This is a genomic window from Cupriavidus sp. SIMBA_020 (assembly GCF_046535395.1).
Lineage (GTDB): Bacteria > Pseudomonadota > Gammaproteobacteria > Burkholderiales > Burkholderiaceae > Cupriavidus > Cupriavidus campinensis.
Map to the genome: position 1 here is coordinate 1 of NZ_JAWRWU010000345.1, position 290 is coordinate 290.

Consider the following 290-nt stretch of genomic DNA (forward strand, 5'->3'; position numbering starts at 1 on the left):
CTTGAAGGCGTCATGCAGCGTCTTGACCACCGCCGGGTCCATGCCCTTGGGACCGGCCAGGCCGTAGGGCGAGGTCGATACGACCTTGTAGCCCAGCTCCTGCGCGGTCGGCACGTCGGGCCAGCGGGTGGTGCGCTTTTCGCCGAACGTCACCAGCAGCCGCATCTTGCCCGAATCGACGAACTGGTCCCAGCCGGTGGCGTCGCTTTGCGCCATCACGTGGCCGCCCAACAGCGCCTGCTGCATGTCGGCGTTGCCCTTGTAGGGCACGTGGTTCAGCTTGACCTTGG

1 protein-coding gene is annotated in these 290 nt (G+C 66.6%); it reads right to left on the bottom strand.

Annotation, left to right across the window (positions count from 1 at the left end; translation table 11 throughout):
- A partial coding sequence (locus SB751_RS29510; RefSeq protein ID WP_410748964.1) for a tripartite tricarboxylate transporter substrate-binding protein occupies positions 1-290 on the bottom strand: 290 nt, incomplete at both ends.